This window comes from Helicobacter rodentium ATCC 700285 (genome assembly GCF_000687535.1).
Classification (GTDB): domain Bacteria; phylum Campylobacterota; class Campylobacteria; order Campylobacterales; family Helicobacteraceae; genus Helicobacter_D; species Helicobacter_D rodentium.
The window spans coordinates 123,766-140,327 of the sequence record NZ_JHWC01000005.1 but is presented as its reverse complement, the minus strand read 5'-3'; the positions used below and the strand labels follow the sequence as shown (position 1 = coordinate 140,327).

General features: G+C 40.2%; 17 protein-coding genes and 2 pseudogenes. 1 reads left to right on the top strand and 18 read right to left on the bottom strand.

Going from position 1 to position 16,562, the window contains the following annotated elements:
- Positions 1-10 precede the first annotated feature (10 nt).
- The 6 genes from BS85_RS0105320 to BS85_RS0105295 all read right to left on the bottom strand — a co-directional run bounded on the left by BS85_RS0105320 (position 11) and on the right by BS85_RS0105295 (position 5,399).
- Positions 11-412 carry a pyridoxamine 5'-phosphate oxidase family protein gene (locus BS85_RS0105320; RefSeq protein ID WP_026943887.1) on the bottom strand — a complete coding sequence of 134 codons (402 nt, stop codon included), beginning with the start codon at positions 410-412 and terminating at the stop codon, positions 11-13.
- A 16-nt stretch (positions 413-428) separates the two neighbouring features.
- Entirely contained in the window at positions 429-2,654 is a 2,226-nt protein-coding gene (topA, locus tag BS85_RS0105315; RefSeq protein ID WP_026943886.1) for a type I DNA topoisomerase, read from the bottom strand.
- 61 nt (positions 2,655-2,715) lie between these two features.
- Entirely contained in the window at positions 2,716-3,987 is a 1,272-nt protein-coding gene (locus BS85_RS0105310) for an arsenic transporter (RefSeq protein WP_026943885.1), read from the bottom strand.
- A gap of 1 nt (position 3,988) precedes the next feature.
- Positions 3,989-4,837 carry a 3'(2'),5'-bisphosphate nucleotidase CysQ family protein gene (locus BS85_RS10345; protein ID WP_034551202.1) on the bottom strand — a complete coding sequence of 283 codons (849 nt, stop codon included), beginning with the start codon at positions 4,835-4,837 and terminating at the stop codon, positions 3,989-3,991.
- 74 nt (positions 4,838-4,911) lie between these two features.
- Positions 4,912-5,265, bottom strand: a complete 354-nt coding sequence (locus BS85_RS11380) for a hypothetical protein (RefSeq protein ID WP_156938060.1) — start codon at positions 5,263-5,265, stop codon at positions 4,912-4,914.
- Entirely contained in the window at positions 5,217-5,399 is a 183-nt protein-coding gene (locus BS85_RS0105295) for a hypothetical protein (RefSeq protein WP_026943884.1), read from the bottom strand. The genes BS85_RS11380 and BS85_RS0105295 overlap by 49 nt, the downstream gene beginning before the upstream one ends.
- Before the next feature lie 91 nt (positions 5,400-5,490).
- Here BS85_RS0105295 and BS85_RS10340 point away from each other — a divergent pair.
- Positions 5,491-6,630, top strand: a pseudogene (locus tag BS85_RS10340) (glycosyltransferase family 2 protein); the annotation flags it as partial.
- Positions 6,631-6,664: 34 nt separating this feature from the next.
- Here BS85_RS10340 and BS85_RS0105285 read toward each other — a convergent pair.
- The 12 genes and pseudogenes from BS85_RS0105285 to BS85_RS0105230 all read right to left on the bottom strand — a co-directional run bounded on the left by BS85_RS0105285 (position 6,665) and on the right by BS85_RS0105230 (position 16,561).
- On the bottom strand, positions 6,665-7,417 hold the full coding sequence (locus BS85_RS0105285) for a phosphocholine cytidylyltransferase family protein (protein WP_026943883.1): 753 nt from the start codon (positions 7,415-7,417) through the stop codon (positions 6,665-6,667).
- Entirely contained in the window at positions 7,414-7,539 is a 126-nt protein-coding gene (locus BS85_RS12085) for a hypothetical protein (RefSeq protein WP_273212242.1), read from the bottom strand. Before BS85_RS12085 ends, BS85_RS0105285 begins: the two co-directional genes overlap by 4 nt.
- A 1-nt stretch (position 7,540) precedes the next feature.
- The gene (locus BS85_RS10335; RefSeq protein ID WP_245596295.1) at positions 7,541-8,530 is read right to left on the bottom strand and encodes a CDP-glycerol glycerophosphotransferase family protein; all 990 of its coding nucleotides are present in this window, start codon (positions 8,528-8,530) and stop codon (positions 7,541-7,543) included.
- Positions 8,527-9,000, bottom strand: coding sequence for a hypothetical protein (locus BS85_RS0105275; protein WP_026943882.1), 474 nt, complete (start codon positions 8,998-9,000; stop codon positions 8,527-8,529). Before BS85_RS0105275 ends, BS85_RS10335 begins: the two co-directional genes overlap by 4 nt.
- Positions 9,001-9,010: 10 nt before the next feature.
- Positions 9,011-9,625, bottom strand: coding sequence for a gamma-glutamyl-CDP-amidate hydrolase (locus BS85_RS0105270; RefSeq protein WP_026943881.1), 615 nt, complete (start codon positions 9,623-9,625; stop codon positions 9,011-9,013).
- Positions 9,622-11,955, bottom strand: a complete 2,334-nt coding sequence (locus BS85_RS0105265; RefSeq protein ID WP_026943880.1) for a PEP-utilizing enzyme — start codon at positions 11,953-11,955, stop codon at positions 9,622-9,624. Before BS85_RS0105265 ends, BS85_RS0105270 begins: the two co-directional genes overlap by 4 nt.
- A 361-nt stretch (positions 11,956-12,316) precedes the next feature.
- Entirely contained in the window at positions 12,317-12,565 is a 249-nt protein-coding gene (locus BS85_RS0105255) for a hypothetical protein (RefSeq protein ID WP_026943879.1), read from the bottom strand.
- A gap of 42 nt (positions 12,566-12,607) precedes the next feature.
- A complete protein-coding gene (locus tag BS85_RS0105250; protein ID WP_026943878.1) occupies positions 12,608-13,387 on the bottom strand; it encodes a class I SAM-dependent methyltransferase in 780 nt (259 codons plus the stop codon).
- Positions 13,388-13,448: 61 nt separating this feature from the next.
- Positions 13,449-14,269, bottom strand: a pseudogene (locus tag BS85_RS10330) (class I SAM-dependent methyltransferase).
- Positions 14,266-14,799, bottom strand: coding sequence for an adenylyl-sulfate kinase (locus BS85_RS0105240; protein WP_034551200.1), 534 nt, complete (start codon positions 14,797-14,799; stop codon positions 14,266-14,268). Before BS85_RS0105240 ends, BS85_RS10330 begins: the two are co-directional and overlap by 4 nt.
- On the bottom strand, positions 14,790-15,899 hold the full coding sequence (locus BS85_RS0105235; RefSeq protein WP_026943876.1) for a DegT/DnrJ/EryC1/StrS family aminotransferase: 1,110 nt from the start codon (positions 15,897-15,899) through the stop codon (positions 14,790-14,792). Before BS85_RS0105235 ends, BS85_RS0105240 begins: the two co-directional genes overlap by 10 nt.
- Positions 15,890-16,561, bottom strand: a complete 672-nt coding sequence (locus BS85_RS0105230; protein ID WP_026943875.1) for an O-methyltransferase — start codon at positions 16,559-16,561, stop codon at positions 15,890-15,892. Before BS85_RS0105230 ends, BS85_RS0105235 begins: the two co-directional genes overlap by 10 nt.
- Between the last annotated feature and the right edge of the window lies 1 nt (position 16,562).

Sequence of the window (16,562 nt, the reverse complement as noted above, 5' to 3'; positions counted from 1 at the left end):
ATCCCTTTTCTTATCCTTTAATAACCTCATCTCTGCCACTAAAACTTTGAATCTTCACACTAGGATTCTCAAAATAAAAGACTGCAAATTCCGGATTCTCTGGTGTTTTGTAAATATTCCTTACCACTTCGTATTTTTCAAACATTGCCTCTTTTACCTTTAAATTATCCTCAAAAACGGCTTTGGCGCGGATTCTAATCCAAGTCTCTTTGCCATCAAATGCGCTTAATTCTACATTCGCAAAATTTTGGATATGTTTATAGATTCCCTTTGCCTTAGAGGTGCAAGAATAGAGTTTGCCCTCAAAAAACAAAGGAGACTGCATCGGGCGCACACGCGGATTTCCGCAAGTTCCTTTGGTTGCTAAAAAACCTACATTCTTATCTAAAAAATCTAAAACTTCTTGTGTCATTTTTTCTCCTTAAAGTTTATGGTGTATCGTCCATTCTTTCCTTGCATTCTGGATTAGAACATTCCAAAATGGGTTTATTTCTAAAGGTTCTACGCATAAGCAAAGAACCACACTTGGGGCATTTTTGGTTTATCGGTGGAAATTTAGCGATAAAGTCGCATTTGGGGTGATTTCCACAACTATAAAACTTCCCATATCGCCCATTTCTTTCTAAAATATCCCCTCCGCACTTAGGACATTGCACATTCTCTAGCTTCTGTGGGGCGGATTTTTGCGTGGGCTTTAGGGGTTTAGCATTTTTGCATTTAGGATAACCGCTACAAGCTAGAAACTCGCCATTTCTGCCGCGTTTTTTCACCATTGCTTGACCGCATTTTTCACACACGCCAAAATCCTCTGATTCCTCATTGGAGGGATTCTCTTCTTTTTTGATATATTTACACTTAGGATAACCGCTACAACCCACAAACTCGCCATACCGACTACTTCTACGCACAAGCTCTTTGCCACAAAGCGGACAAAGCTCCCCCGTGGGAATTGCTAATTTTTGACTTTGAATGCTAGATTTGCCCTCACTGATTTTTTGGATAAAAGGCTCATAAAACTCCCATAGTAGCTTCTGCCAATCCTGCTTGGATTCCGCCACTTCATCAAGCTTTTCCTCCAAATTTGCGGTAAATTTGGAATCCACAATTTCATTAAAATGCTTCTCTAGCAACTCTATGACTTTAAAGGCGACTTCTTGGGGTTTGATTTGCTTTTTTTCAATCGTAATATAATCCCTTGAAGTAAGCAGTGAAATCGTGGGCGCATAAGTGCTTGGACGCCCGATTCCTAAGGATTCTAAAGTTTTAATCAAACTTGCTTCAGAGAATCTTGCAGGAGGTTCAGTTTCGCACTTCTCCTCACTGCATTTTTTTAGCTCCATTGTGCTTTGAACCTGCAAGGGCGGAAGCAATTTGTCTTTATCCTCATTGCCCAACACACGATAAAATCCATCAAAAACAAGCTTTCTACCCCCTGCCTTGAGCAATGCTACATCGCTTTGAATCCAAAGATTCTGCAATTCAAATTCTGCATCTTGCATTTGTGAAGCAAAGAATCGCTTGTAAATAAGCGTGTAAAGCTTTAATTCATCGCCCTTTAAATATTGCGCCGCAACCTGTGGTGTGAAATCCATTAATGTCGGGCGAATCGCCTCGTGTGCCTCTTGTGCGCCCTTTGCTTTGGTGGTATAGACTTTTGGCTTACTTGGCACATATTCTTTGCCATAGGTTTTTGCGATGAGTTTGCGTGCCTCATCTTGGGCGATTTTTGCGATATTTAGGCTATCGGTTCGCATATAAGTAATCACACCCATAGAGCCTTTGTGTGTCATTACACCCTCATAAAGCCTTTGTGCGCTCTGCATTGTGCGCGAAGCAGAGAATCCAAGCAACGAACTTGCACTTTGCTGTAAAGTGGAAGTCATAAAGGGAGGAGGGGTAGCGGTTTTGCGGCGTTTGTTTTCTATTTTTTCAAGGACAAACTTTGCATTTTTCAAGCTTTGGACAATCTCTTTTGCCTCTTTTTCTGTTTTAATGCTTAATTTGTCTAGTTTCTTGCCCTTAAACTCTACCAATTCCGCTTCTATCGTGCTAGATTCCGCATTGAAGCTACTTTTGATTTGATAATACACAACAGGTTTAAAGTCTAAAATCTCTTTTTCCCTATCCACGATAATTTTAAGCGCACTACTTTGCACTCTCCCAGCACTCAAGCCCCGCTGAATCTTAGAGGCAATCAAAGGGCTTAAGCGATACCCCACGATTCTATCTAGCAATCGTCTTGCTTGTTGCGCATTGACTTTATCCATATCAATGAAGCGCGGGTGCTTCAAAGAATCCTCAATCGCCTTTTGCGTGATTTCGTGAAATACGATTCTTGGTAGCTTGTGAGGGTCTTTATCAATCGCAGTGGCAATATGGAATCCTATCGCCTCTCCCTCTCTATCCTCATCGGTTGCGATATAGACTTGTTTTGCGCCCTTTGCTAGTTTCTTTAACTCTTTGACAACTTGTTCGTGCGATGCGTCAATTTTATATTCTGGGACAAAATTTTGATTGTCAATTTTAATCCCGAAAGTATGCTTGGGTAAATCTCTAATATGCCCTTTAGACGCGATGACTTCGTATTGATTGCCTAGAAAATTCTTAATAGTTTTTGCTTTTGTTGGTGATTCTACAATAATTAAATCTTTCAAATTCCTGCCTTGAAAATGGATTCACAATCATACAAAATTTTTTATCAAAATTTCAATTATTTTACAAAAAACTTGCAAAAACCAAGCCCACAAGCCCAGCAAACAACACAGGAATCGTAACAACAAATGCAATAAGCATATACTGCAAAAACCCGATATAAATGCCATAATTTCTTAAACTATACAACCAAAGCAATGTTGCCAAAGAGCCAATGGGCGTTAGCTTTGAACCCACATTGCACCCAAGTAAATGCGCCAAAATTAAGCTAGGATTCGCAATTTCCTTAACACTTGCTAAGGCTAAATCTCCCAACATTACAAAGGGTAAATTATTAATCAAAGCACTTGAGATTCCACTTGCGAAGCCCATTAAAACAATCTGAACCTCTTGTGGCAAAGCAACAAAATAATGGATATTCTCTCTTAAAACCTCTAAGATTCCACCATTTTTAAGCCCAAAAACAACAATAAACAACCCCAAAGAAAACAGCACAATGCCAAAGGGAGCGCGTTTTAAATCCACAAATTGCACCCTTTTAATAGAGATTCCATAACAAAACGCCAAAAATGCACACAATAGCGTAAAACTAGAGAGTGGCAAACCTAAGGAGTGAGAAAAAAGGATTCCAAAAAGCAAAAGACAAACCAAGCCCAAACAAAACACAATCCCAAAGCGAGAAATATCTCTCTTCAAACTCTTAAACTCTATAAAACGTGGCAAAATGCGCCTTAAATACAACCAAAAAACGCCAAAACAAAGCAAGATACAAATCTGTGGCAACAACATCATCGCGCTAAAATAAAGAGGAGAGAAATTAAAAAATTGAGCGGTGATAATATTTGTGAGATTAGAGATGACAAAAGGATTAGAGGCAAAATCACTTAAAAAACTTACAAGTAGCAAAAATACGATTAATGGGCTTTTTAAATGCTTACTCTTATCCTCCTTTAAAAGCGTGAAAATCAAGGGGGTTAGAATCAAAATCGCCCCATCGTTTGCAAAAACCGCGCTTAGAATCGCGCTAAAAAGCACGATAAAAACATAGAATCTTAAGGTGCTAATGGCATTCCCCGCACTTAAAAGATTCATCATCACGAGGGAGAGAAAATTAAAAAAGCCTAGTTTATCCAGCAAAAGCGTAAGCAAAATAAGCCCTACAAGCGTCAATGTGGAATCCCAAACCATTGCCCACACGCGCCAAATATCGCCTAAATCCACCACATTCAAACAATAAGCCCCCACAGCCCCCAAAGTGCTAAATACCCACAAAGGCAACCCAAAAGGACGCCAAAAGATTAAAAGCATTGTGAGGCAAAAAATACCAAATGCCAATTTAGCTCCCTAGCACATCTTTGTAAATTTCACCCCCAATTTGCGTCTTTGCAAATGCTATAAAATAGGGATTCCGCACACTTTGCTTGTTGTATTCCAAAGGTTTTTTGTGCTCATAATCTAATATCACACCCCCCGCTTCTTGCAAGATAATATCACAAGCGGCAATGTCCCATTCGCTTGTGCCATTAAAGCGCGGATAAATATCTGCCTTGCCCTCTGCTAATGCGCAAATTTTGAGTGATGAGCCATATTTTTGCACTTTTAAATGGTATTTTTGGATAAAGTCCTGCGTTTCTTGTGTGCTATGAAACATAGAATCACACGCGATTAACGCACTCTCCTGCGCTACTCTCTCGCCATTTAAGCGCACTTTTTTGTCTTTTAAATCCTGCAAAGTGCTAAGGAATTGAATGCTTTGCGTGGAATCTTTTTGCGATTCTATCTGCACCTTAAAGCTACCAAAACCCTCTAAAGCCATATACAAAGAGCCAAAAGCGGGGGCAAACACCACGCCTAAGATAGGGCGATTCTTATGGATTAAGGCGATATTAATGGTAAAACCGCCATTTTTTGCCAAAAAATCTTTTGTCCCATCAAGTGGGTCAATCAGCCAATAATATTCTAAGTTTTTGCGCTCCTCATAATCCAAGATTGCCTCTTCAGAGCAAACTTTATAAGGAGAATTTGCCAACAATTCTTGCGTAAGGAGTGCATTAGATTCCAAATCCGCTTTTGTAACAGGCGAGGAATCCGACTTCAACGCAAACTCCTCTAAGCCATAATATTTTAAAACCAACTCTCCTGCTTTAATTGCACTCATCGCACTTTGAAAAAGTAAATCCTGCATTGTGATTCCTTGCTGCTTCTTTAGATTTTTGGTTAAACTTGTATCAAAATTTGCATTAAATTAAGGATAAAATTTTACGATTCCGCTTTGTCATTGCGAGGAATGAGCGGAGCGAGAGACGAAGCAATCCATAATGCAGTTTTGCCTTTAAAGCATATTTCTCCGTCATTGCGAGATTCTGCGTTAGCGGAATCGTGGCAATCCATAATCAAGCATAAAATAAATATGGCAATGGAAACTTTAAAGTAATTTATAATTATAGATTGCTTCGGGCAAAGCCCTCGCAATGACAGAATACTAACCACTGCGTTATTGCGAGAGAGTAATAACGAACGAAGCAATCCATAATGCAGTTTTGCCTTTAAAACATATTTCTCCGTCATTGCGAACAAAGTGAAGCGTCTGTTGCGAAAGCAACCGACCCACACTTGCAAATCCATAATCTTGCACTTCTAAAAGATTCCACCCTGTCATTGCGAGATTCTGCTTTAGCGGAATCGTGGCAATCCATAATCAAGCATAAAGCAAATATGGCAATAGAATCTTTTAAATAGTTCAACATTATAGAATCCCACCCTTAGAGATTCCATATTTTAAGAGATTCTGCTATGAAATTTGCTACAATGGCACAACAAAAAACAAGGATAAAAACAATGGATTTTTCAAAAATCTCTGCTGTGATACTCGTCAAAAACGCACAAGCAACTTTGCAAGAATGCCTCCGCTCCATTGCAAGCTTTGATGAGATTGTGTTGCTAGATAATCAAAGCAGTGATGACACTTTAAAAATCGCCCTCTCTTTTAAAGAATCTTTCCCCAATCTCCACATTCACACTAGCGAATTTATCGGCTTTGGAGCGTTAAAAAACCTCGCAGTTTCAAAGGCGAAAAACGATTGGATTTTACTCATTGACGCGGACGAGGTTTTGGAGCAAGATTTTTTAGACGAGCTTAGAGAAATGCAACTCGCAAAAGAAAATATCCTTGCCCTACCACGCAAGAATCTCTACAAAGGCAAATGGATTAAGGCTTGTGGTTGGTATCCGGATTATGTTTTGCGCGTCTTTAACAAAACCTTCACGCATTTTAACGATAATGCCGTGCATGAAAGCCTGATTTTAAAGACAGACGCAAAAGTCATCAAGGCAAAAAAGGGCTTGAAACATTATGCGTATGATAGCATTTATGGCTTATTAGAAAAAATGCAAAGATACTCCAATCTGTGGGCACAGCAGAATCTACACAAAACAACCTCTATGGGTAGTGCTTGTGTGCGGAGTGCGTGGAAGTTTTTGAGGGATTATTTTTTAAAAAAAGGGTTTTTGTATGGTTACAAAGGCTTTGTGATTAGCCTTTGCAACGCTTTGGGCGTGTTTTTCAAATACGCCAAACTCTATGAACTCACGCACAAGATTCCTACTTGCTCTTTAATTATCACAACTTATAATAGCAAGGATTCTTTGCGCTGTGTGTTAGAGAGTGTCAAGAATCTTGATTATCTGCCTAATGAAGTCTTAATCGCCGATGATGGAAGCTGTGAGGACACCGCGCAGCTCATTGGAGAATATCAAAAGACTTTTCCCTGTCCGCTTTTGCACATTTGGCAAGAGGACGCAGGATTCCGCTTAAATACCATACGCAATAAGGCAATCAATGCCGCGAGTGGAGAATACATTATCCTCATTGATGGGGATATGGTTTTAGAATCCCATTTTGTGAAAGACCATTTGGATTTTGCAAAGCATAAAGTCTTTTTGCAAGGCTCTAGGGTGATTTTAGATAAAGGAACTTCTAATCTCTAAATGCCCAACAATCAACGCTTTCACATCAAATTTCCAAATCACTCTTAAAATCAATTTCGCACCAACCGCCGTGAATCTCTACTGCTCCTGCGCCACCAAATCTATCAATCAAACCTTGCAAAAAGCTCGTCATATACATATTTAAAAAATCCTTGCCATCATACATTGCGCCTCTATCCAAGCTATCATAAAACTCTAAAACTTGTGGCAAAAAGTGGTGAGAAAACTTAAAAAGCCCAATATATTGTCCCTCTATCTCCTCATAACTCTTAGGTTTTTTGCCAAGCTCTAGGACTTTGCCCTCTTTTATCTTTAATGTCTCTGCGTCCAAAAGCGGGTTTGCAAATCTCTTTTCCCACAATGTGCGCCAATCTTTATCTACTACAATACTCAAAGGCTCTTGCGATTCCACCAATGCGCGCACAATCTCTGCGCTATACACAATATCCGCATACGAAATAATCAAATCCTGCTTTTCTTTCACACACGATTCCAAAAATTCACGCGCACAAAGCATTGTTTGCACCATATTTGTTTTATCATAATTTTTATTTTGATAAAGATTTTTTATAGAAAATTGCGATTCCACATAACTCTTTAAAACCTCAAACAAATATCCGCCCACTACTGCAATTTCACTAACTCCAGCCCCTCTCAAAGCGTTTATTTCATAGTCAATGAGCTTATTGCCCCGATATTCCACCATACACTTTGGATTATCCTGCGTCAAAGGCATAAGCCTAGAACCAAATCCCGCCGCTAAAATCAATGCTTTCATAGCCTACCCTTTAAAATCTTATCAATTTGCCCCATTATAACCTCCTCCGAGTTTCCGACATTATAAATTACCTCATCTCTAAACTTCTCTATCCTTGCAGAATCTTTTTTTAAATCTAGCATTTCAAGCCGCTCCTTTAATTCTGCTAAACTGCGACATATTGCCCCCCCCCCTCGCACCGATTTGGTTTGCATATTCCATTATTGGATTTTGCATTTTTAATGGAGCGAAAAACACGCTAGGGCGCAAAGTGCTAAAAGAATAAGTAAAAGCTGCTGTGGAAATATCGGTGATAAACAAATCACTGAAATTATGGAACGCATTACCCAACGCTTCATCAAACTTCACGCGTGTCTCTCCAGCCCATTTAGCCTTTATCAGCTGGTAAAAGGGGTGGTTGTTTTGAAAGTTGATTGGGTGTGCGCGAAAAGAGATATTATAATCTGTGCTGTCCAATAAGGATTCTATCAAGGCGTTTTCGTATCCAGCAAAGAGATTATTGTTTGCGTTACTTCCTGTTCCATAGCGCAAACTAGGAGCATAGGTAATCGTATTGCTTGGTTTGTAATCATAGGAAAAAATTGCATTATCTAGCTTAGGATAGCCACTCTCTAGCAATTTAACCTTACTCTTGGGTAGTGCCTTTTGGAATCCTTGCATTGCAGCTTTTGAAGGGACTAAAATATAATCCACTACTTCACAAGCCCCCGTTTGCTCTACCAAGCTATGCGGAAAATAAACGCGTTTTGCGCTCGTGCTTAAGAATGTCCTATCAATCTTGCCCCCCTCATAGCCCACTTGGTCGGCAGTTAGGATTAAATCAATCCCGCGAATATCGGTATTGAGATAATAAGTTCGTCCATTTTCTATAATGCGCCAAGGAAAAAGAACATTGTAATGCCCACTTTTTTCAAAGGCATCTCCTAGCTCTCTATCTACGATTGTAAGGACATTATATTTTTCTTTTAATTTAGCGATTAAATTGCCATAATGTTTGCGATAAGTCGGATAATAAGAGATGACCAAGATATTTGGCTTCTCCTTGCTTAAACGCGATTCTATAAATGTTTTTGCCCTTGCTATAAACTGATTAATTTGTGCTTCTACACTCATATTATCTCCCTATCTATCGCTTCTTGGATTCCTTTTGCCTTGCTTTTCTTGATTGTCTGATAAGAGAGAATAGAATCTTTTAACTCTTTAAGAGAATACACGCAATGCGTAGCAGCTTCCATTAAAGAAAAATATTTATCATTGGGCGGAAAAGAAATACTCGTAAAACCAAAAAAACATAAAATACTAGGATTGCGCGTCCATAAAGCACATTGCAAAGCAACACTACAAACATCACTCACACACACATCTATGCTTTTAGGCACAGCTTTTGTTAAAGTAATGGAATCCCCACAAATTTCTAAAATAGAATCTCTAACCTTGCTTTCTGTATTGCTATGCGGCAGATAAAACACCTTTTGCCCTAAACCTATCAAAGCCTCACACACTAAAACATCAAACCCACACCCCACATTGTTATGCAAATCATCACTCATTGCCCGACTGCTTGGCGCATATAAAACTTTCATACCTTACTCCTTATAGCTTACTCAACCATTCTTGAAAGATTCTATCTTTCCCCATACCATTTTTTCGCTCAATGTGCCACATTAAAGCAAAAATTGGTTTATGCTTGTGTTTAAATGCCTCAATGCTAGAATCCTCCGCTTCCACTAAAGATTCCAAACAATCACTTAAAGTTCTCACGCCATAGTTGTGAAAAGAATTTGTCTCAAATTTCTCACCACTGCTTATATCAAAAACTTGATGATTGCCAATGTGTCCGCTAACGCACTCTAATTTTGCCCCAAAATAATGCGCCACCATCTGCGCCCCACGACAGATTCCAAGCAGGGGCAGATTATGCTGCAAACAATGCGTAAGGATTTGTGCCTCATATTCATCGCGCATAGCAGAAAGCGGATTAGGGTTTAGAGAGTTTAAATCATTCCCTCCACTTAGAATCACACCGCTTAAATTCTCCCCTAGAGATTCCGCATAGGTGCTAAAAGGAATCGCATAGCTTAGAGGTAGGGGCAAAAAGCCCTGCAAATGCTCCTTAAAAAACTCGCCCCACTCCACACTTAAAGCCTCGCGCACTTCATAATAGCTCGTATTTTCTAACAATCTTTGCGTGATACCAATAAACTTCATAAGACTACGATTTGCCCACTTTCACAATCTAGCTTAATGCGCTTTGCCTGTAAAAACTTAGCAAAGTTTTCCTCGCCTACGCCAATAGCTGCGGGTAATCCAAGCTCACTTGCGCGAATAGCCATATGCGAGTTTGCTCCACCATAGCAAGTAATCAACCCCGCGATATTTTTAGCAAACAAATAATCAAATCCGGGGTCTGCGGATTTAATCAGCACGATTTTACCTGCTAACTCTGCATCGCTTAAATCATTAGTTAGCGCACTTACAGACTTTTGTGTGATGAAGTTTGGCACAATCTCTGCACTTAAAAAACTCACAACCTGCTCCGCATTTGTGAGTAGCACAGGAAGTTTCACGCTCAAAGTGAGGGCATATTCCTCCTTATGTCTTTTTATCTCTTCCAAAAATCTTTCTTTTGGATTCTTAGAATATAGCGAGGCGTAGAGATTAAGAATATTTTGAATATCCAAATGCGCCATTTCCTCTTTTGGGATTCCATAATAATCGCCTAGTTCGCCAATCTTGCGTATTGCAAGGGAGAGCAGTTTGGTAAATTCAAATTTCGCATATTCTCGCCCCTCAATCGCACGTTTTAAAAATCCTAAAAACTCTTTTGCGTTAATCTTTAGCCCGTGTTCGCTTAAAAGATTCTCCAAAGATTCTAACTTTTTAGAATCTAGCACAAAGGCACTTTCATTTAAATCCAAGTTTTGTTTTGTTTTTAAATCAAAATAATTCTCAAAATCCTCATCATAACGTGGGCTTAAGATATTATAAGTGCTAGGGCGCAAATGTCCAAATTTACTTAAAAACTCTGCTTTTGTTTCCTCTGTAAGCGTGGCAACACTTGAGGCTAACTCTTTGCTAATCGTCCTTAGAGAGTTTAAAAATGCCTGTTTTTCCTCTACACTAAAAAACCCAATTTCCACAAGGGAATTGAGCATAGAAACCGCCACAAACCCAGCCCTTGCAATCCCTGCAAAAGGCAAAGTCCCATATCTCTTGCAAGATTCCAAAAGCCAATAAATCTTATCCAAATTCGGCAGGTTGGAATCCTCTAAATCCTTGCAAATTTGCTCTAGCTTTGCAATCTTTTTTAAATCCTTGATATACAAGCCTTTTTTGGGGTTAATAATGGAGTTTGTAAGCTCCAAAAGCGCAAATTCTAGCCTTTTAATCTCATTTTCATTGAATCCCTTTGCAAGGAGATTCTTTAATTTGCTTTGGATATTAAAATCATAGCAAGAAAACACAATGTTAAATTCTATCTTGTCGTGAAAATGCGGGTTTTCCTCTAGCGTATCTAAATAATATTCTACTAATTTGCTTGCGATTTTTTTATCCAAAGTTTTAGGGACAAAGGAATTAAAAGAGAGGCGCACATCAATGTATGGAATCCCTAAAAACGAGTGCATAAGCGGGTGGGAGCGTAAATTCAGATAACCATAATTATCCCGCTGATACGCCCAAATATGATCAGTAATGATTTCTTTATAAAGACTTAAAGCCAACCGCTTAGGTTTCAGCCCCAAAATCTCGGCGGGATTCCAATCGGGCATTACGCCAAAAATCGCTCTTTTGCCATAAATATCAGGTGTTTGCTTCTGCAAAGACACAATGCGCTTTTGCAATCTCTCTAGCGCACTCAATGGCAGGGCTTCATAGAGATTGAGCTTACTCTTAACCACAAGCGGACGCACTTGCAGACAATACAAATCCCCTTTAGAATCTAGCGCAAATTCCACATCTAAAAAAGGGCAATCAAAAAGCGATTCTAGCTCCCTTAGCATTAGAATAATGGCTTTTAAAGTGCTATCTTTTGGCAACTCCGCTTCTTTGTGCGCAAAAAAACTTAAGCCTTTCGCGCTTCCATCGGTGATTGCGCTATTTGAGCCACTCTTATCCCACTCAATACAATAATAAGGCGCAAGTGTATCCTTATCTGCACTCATCGCCACGCCACACATCGCAATATCCTCTAGCATTGGCTGAATCAAAATCTCATCATCACTTTTTGGCATAGAAGCCCCGACTTTTTGCAACGCCTCCAAAAGCGCGTGAGATTCCACACTCACATTTGCAAGACTTAAAAACGCCCCTGCATTAGAGGATTCCGCACTATCCTCACTTTTGGAACTGCTACGCACGATAAGCTTTGCGTCTGCATTCCCTTGTGCTAATGCTTGAATGGATTTTAAAACGCTTGTCTGATTGTCTTGTATTTGTTCTAAGCTTGTAATAAAAAGCGGTAGAATCTTGGCACTTTTGAGGCGAGATTGCAGAGAAAATAAATTTTGGGCTTTGGAGATAAACGATAAGGGTTGCATTGTTTGCCTTAAAAATTTAAATACAAGTTGGCATTATATCTAAAATTATATCAAAACGCTAACCACCGCGCTATTGCAATAGATTCCACACTTTCCGTCATTGCGAGAATCGCAATGCGATTCGTGGCGTGTATTTACAAATAGCAAATTGCTTCAACACAAATCCATAATAATGTGTTTCTTTAAGCTTCCCACCGCGTCATTGCGAGGAATGAAATGACGAAGCAATCCATAATGTCGGCTAGTCCTTTCGTCATTGCGAGAAAAGCTTTAGCTTTTCGTGGCGTACATTTGCGAATAGCAAATTCACTCGCTTCAGCGCAAATCTATAATTTTGCACTTCTTTAAGTTTTCTACTGCGTCATTGCGAGAAAATTTGAAAAATTTTCGTGGCAATCCATAATGTTGAACTCTCTTTTAAAGATTCCATTGTTATATTTACTTTATGCTTGATTGTGGATTGCCACGATTCCGCTAATGCAGAATCTCGCAATGACGGAGGCAGTAAAGCGTTAAAGTATGCAACATTATGGATTGCTTCGTTCGCTCCACTCTCTTGCAATGACGAGGCAACAGAATCATAAGTATGCTTGATAATAGGCTTCGTCATTTGCCCCGCTCATTCCTTGCGATGACTACTCCAGTTACGATTCTATACTTTCCTTGCACTCCAGCAACGCGTGGTGTATTTGATGTCAAATTCTTGTGGGAGAATTTCTCGCATTTTTGCAGTGATTTTATCAAAAATCTCTTGCCCCTCTTTGGTTTCCAAATCCCAATAAGGATTTTTCACGCTTTGCCACGCTAAGATATAGTTTTCTAAGCTTTGATGAAAATAAAAATCCTCTTCAATATAGATAATATTATCAAAAAGCTCTTTATGTGCCTCAATAATTGGGCGTTGGTCTTCGCGTCTCACACCTCTTGTGTAGTTTGGCACGATGGAGAGAATCGCATTTTCTGTCTTTTGCTGAATGGGGTCGTTTAAGTCTCTGTGATTCCACATACACGAAAAGTATCCATTGCCTTTAAGCAGTCTATGCGCTTCTTTTAACGCCTCTGTCCTATCCATTACATTAAAGCTACTTCCAAAGGTTACCCAATCAAAACTGCCGCCTTGCAATGTAGAATCCACGCCCGTAGCCCTTACCCACTCAATTTTTGCGCCTTTGGTGCGCTCTATACCAATTTCACGCATTGCGTCATTTGGCTCTACGCTCACCACTTCACAACCTCTCTCTAAAAGCATAATGTTTAGATTCCCTGTCCCTGCGCCAATATCTGCGACTTTCAAAGCTTTCTCGCTCTCACCTTTAGCCAAAGTGATAAGCATATCAATACTTTTGGGCGCATAATTTGGGCGGTAGCTATAATATTTTGCGTGTTTGGTGTAATCCCATACTTGTTCTACGATTCTCTTGTTCTCTTGCATTGTTGTTTCCTTTTAAAGTTGCCCAATGCAAGAGACAAGAAAAGACTGCCTAGAGCCTCCTTTAGCTTTTGTTGGACTTTCTAGCCGTCCAAGCGCGAATCTTATAAGGAATCTCTAAAGTCTCTAATCCCGAGATTTTGGATTCTATCATTTCCAAAATCTTTTTCCATCTTTGCTCCCCTGCTTGGGCTTGTATATCATTTACAGAATGCCACGCCCCAAGATAACGCGCCTTGTCCATTATCTCTATGTAGTCGCATTCCATAAAAAAGCAGTCTGTAAAATCCCCTGTGGAGACGAGGATTTCCTCCCATTTTTTCACATTTTGCGTCCCGCTGCTCACTCTAGCAAGCTCTGGAACAATATTCTTAATCTCTTGTTCAATTGCATAGAATACTGAACCCTCTAGGATATTTCTAGGATTCCATATAGCGGTAAAATACCCCCCCCCCCCGCAGAAGTATTGTGGGCAGAAGTATTTTGAGCCGCAGAATTTTTTAAGATTCTCGCAAACTCGGGCAAAGATTTCTTAGGGTCAGTCCAATGGAAGCTACTTGCCATAATTACCCAATCCGCGATTCCACTTTGCACACCTGTTTCCTCTCCGCTTCCTTTTTGCCATTTTATATTTGTGCCTTTGGTATAGGCTATGCCCTCCTCTCTCATCTCATCGTTTGGTTCTACTGCTAAGACTTGCATTCCAAACTCATTTAGCATTTTGGTAAGTTTGCCCGTCCCTGCACCCACTTCCACGATTTGTAAATCCTTAAGATTTTTTTGCTCATCGTTAATACAAGCAATCAGCTTTTCTAACAACATTGGGCTATACGCCGGACGATTATGATAATGCTTTGCAACCTGTGTAAAATCACCTTGTTTCATTTGCTTCCTTTTTCTTTGATTTGATTTAAGATACTCTGCACCTTTTGTTCTAAATCCTTTGGAGTATCGTTAGGCAAAATTATATCCGCATTAGGCTTAACAAATGGAATATCCACCCCCACGACATTTTGAATCTCTCCTTTGAGCGCACCGCTATAAAGCCCTTTTTGGTCGCGCCTTTGTAGCTCCTCCATAGGGCATTCTACATAAATTTCTAAATAATTTTGCAAAGTCTTGCGGTTATAAGCATACACTTCATCAAAAAGTGAAATGGTCGTTACCACTACCACCAAGCCTTGTGAGCTTAGAAAATGCGCAAAAGCCGAACGCTTGAGTGCAACTTCAATCCGCCCTTGTTTATCGTAGCCATAAGCCCCGAGTAAATCGCGCAACTCATCGCCATCTAAATACACAATATTTGGAATCTCTTGCTTAATCCGCTCATACAACGCCTTGCCAATCGTGCTTTTCCCGCTTCCTGCTAAGCCACAAAGCCACAGCACAAGCCCTTTGCCATTTTTCACCCACATACTGCGTCCTTGACTACCTTAATCACATCTTTTACTTCCTCATCACTCAAATGTTCCCCCATTGGAAGCGATAAAATCTCCTCTTGCCACGCAAAAGCGTTGGGTGTAGGGGATTCCACGACATAGGGTTGATGATTAAAGGCAGGGCAATTGGGTAAAGCAATCGGGTAATGTAGCCCATACTCAATGCCTTTTTGCTTTAAATGCGTCATTACTGCTTCGCGATTCTTAACCGAAATCACAAACAAATGCCACACGCACTCGCAAGATTCCTTAACCTGCGGTAATCTTATTGCTTTGCAGTCTTTAAATCCCTCAAAATAGAGCTTTGCTACCTCTCTGCGCCTAGCATTCCAATCTGCTAAATGGCGCAATTTCACACGCAAAATTGCCGCTTGGAGATTGTCAAGGCGCGAATTTCTCCCTACGATTCTATGTTCGTATTTTTTCAAACCTCCGTGATGCGCAATCTCCTCACATCTTTGCAAAAGCGCAGAATCGCGGCTTACAATCGCTCCGCCATCGCCATAAGCTCCTAGATTCTTGCCCGGATAAAAGCTAAAGGCAGCAATATCTCCAAAAGTCCCCACAAATTGCCCTTTAAACTTCGCTCCGTGTGCTTGGGCGCAATCCTCAATTACGCGGAGATTCTTTTCCTTTGCAATCTCCAAAATCTCCTCTATCCTCGCGCTTTGTCCATACAAATGCACCATAAGAATCGCAGAGGTTTGTGGAGTGATTTTTGCGCGTAAATCTGCTAAATCCATTGTATAATCCGCCCCACAATCCACAAATTGCAGCTTTAAGCCATTGCGCACAACCGCTTCCGCACTCGCCGCAAAGGTATTTGCAGGCACAAGCACCACAGAATCTTTGGGCAAAGTAAGAGATTCTATCGCAATTTCTAGCGCGTCTGTGCCATTTGCCACACCAAGAGTGCGCACACCACCACCCAAAAACTCCGAAAACTCCTCCTCAAATGCGCTTATCTCACTGCCACCCACAAACGCACCACTCTCCACCACACTTGAAATTGCAGTTTCTATTTCGCCTTTTATGCTCAAATATTGCTTTTTTAAGTCTAAGAATTTTATAGCCATAATGCCCCCATTTTCCAAACCTCGCCAAACTCTTGCGCTTTTGTGTAGCAATGGGATTCCAAAATCTCTTTCCACGCCTCTTGCATTCCACTACTCCAAGCAATATCATCAAAAAGCATAACGCCCCCCCCCCGCTTCATAAAGGGAAGGATTTGTTTAAAATACGCAATTGTAGCTTCTTTGTTATGATGTCCATCAATAAAAGCAAAGTCAAGGAGCTTGATTTTTTCTAAGAGATTTGGCAAAACTTTATCAAAGCGTCCGATAAAAACTTCAATGTTTTTTACATTAAAATACTGATGATTTTCCTTAGCGATTTGCGCGACATTTGGGCTTCCCTCAATGCTCCAAATTTGAGCATTTGGCGCAAAATACGCCATATAAGAGCTAGAAAACCCCAAACAAGTGCCAAGCTCCAAGATTTTTTGCGGCGATAAATCGTTAAAAATCTTAAAAATCACTTCTGCTTTTTCGCGTTTGACACCAATTTTCGCTAATTCACAAAGCGGAATCTCTAGTGTAACACCCGCTTCCATTTGCTCCTTTGTGCGCTTCTCCTCTGGCTTCCCTGCACCAAAATCTACGACTTCTATCAAAGCTTCCTGTTGTTTTAAGCTTTCACGATACGATTCTATTTTGCTTACAATCTCTTCAAATCTCATC

Coding starts and splice junctions, on each gene's coding strand:
- BS85_RS0105285 (WP_026943883.1), bottom strand. CDS start 7,417: ATGAAAGCATTGATTTTAGCGGCGGGATTTGGTTCTAGGCTTATGCCT.
- BS85_RS0105275 (WP_026943882.1), bottom strand. CDS start 9,000: ATGAAAGTTTTATATGCGCCAAGCAGTCGGGCAATGAGTGATGATTTG.
- BS85_RS0105250 (WP_026943878.1), bottom strand. CDS start 13,387: ATGCAAGAGAACAAGAGAATCGTAGAACAAGTATGGGATTACACCAAA.
- BS85_RS10345 (WP_034551202.1), bottom strand. CDS start 4,837: ATGCAGGATTTACTTTTTCAAAGTGCGATGAGTGCAATTAAAGCAGGA.
- BS85_RS0105265 (WP_026943880.1), bottom strand. CDS start 11,955: ATGCAACCCTTATCGTTTATCTCCAAAGCCCAAAATTTATTTTCTCTG.
- BS85_RS0105235 (WP_026943876.1), bottom strand. CDS start 15,899: ATGGCTATAAAATTCTTAGACTTAAAAAAGCAATATTTGAGCATAAAA.
- BS85_RS10335 (WP_245596295.1), bottom strand. CDS start 8,530: ATGAGTGTAGAAGCACAAATTAATCAGTTTATAGCAAGGGCAAAAACA.
- BS85_RS0105295 (WP_026943884.1), bottom strand. CDS start 5,399: ATGTTGAACTATTTAAAAGATTCTATTGCCATATTTGCTTTATGCTTG.
- BS85_RS0105240 (WP_034551200.1), bottom strand. CDS start 14,799: ATGTGGGTGAAAAATGGCAAAGGGCTTGTGCTGTGGCTTTGTGGCTTA.
- BS85_RS0105255 (WP_026943879.1), bottom strand. CDS start 12,565: ATGACGAAGCCTATTATCAAGCATACTTATGATTCTGTTGCCTCGTCA.
- BS85_RS0105320 (WP_026943887.1), bottom strand. CDS start 412: ATGACACAAGAAGTTTTAGATTTTTTAGATAAGAATGTAGGTTTTTTA.
- BS85_RS12085 (WP_273212242.1), bottom strand. CDS start 7,539: ATGCTAGATTTAAAAAAAGATTCTGCAAGGATAGAGAAGTTTAGAGAT.
- BS85_RS0105270 (WP_026943881.1), bottom strand. CDS start 9,625: ATGAAGTTTATTGGTATCACGCAAAGATTGTTAGAAAATACGAGCTAT.
- BS85_RS0105230 (WP_026943875.1), bottom strand. CDS start 16,561: ATGAGATTTGAAGAGATTGTAAGCAAAATAGAATCGTATCGTGAAAGC.